We start from the raw sequence: 446 nt of genomic DNA, 5'->3' as shown, positions 1-446 counted from the left end.
CCAGTCCACCACGTGGGTCTGTCCCTTGCGGCCGAACCGCTTGGCCCCCTCCTGCAGGGCGACCTTGTTGATCAGCCAGTCGCGGGTCCGGGTGAGCTCCATCGCGACGTCGTACACGACGCCGCTCACGCCCGTCTCCTTCACCGTCACCTGCCGGTCCAGCATCTGCCCGAACACCAGGGTCTCCGTGGGCCGCTGCTCGAACCGGCGCATGTTCACCACGCCCGTGGTGATCACCTGGCCGCTGTCCACGTGGGTGACCCGGGTCATCGGGACGAAGATCGAGCGCCGGCCGAAGACCTCCACGACGATGCCCAGGACCCGCGGCTGCAGACCACCCGGACGGAGCACCGCGACCAGGTCACGGACCTTGCCCACCTGGTCCCCGGCAGGGTCGAACACCGGCAGGCCGGAGAGGCGGGCGGCGAAGACGCGCGTGGGGGAGG

The 446-nt window shown here is 70.4% G+C and carries 1 protein-coding gene; it reads right to left on the bottom strand.

Going from position 1 to position 446, the window contains the following annotated elements:
- A partial coding sequence (locus M3149_RS22785; RefSeq protein WP_251711630.1) for a PRC-barrel domain-containing protein occupies positions 1–446 on the bottom strand: 446 nt, incomplete at both ends.

Source organism: Hydrogenophaga intermedia (assembly GCF_023715105.1).
Classification (GTDB): Bacteria; Pseudomonadota; Gammaproteobacteria; order Burkholderiales; family Burkholderiaceae_C; genus Hydrogenophaga; species Hydrogenophaga intermedia_A.
This window is presented reverse-complemented; position numbering and strand designations above follow the sequence as displayed.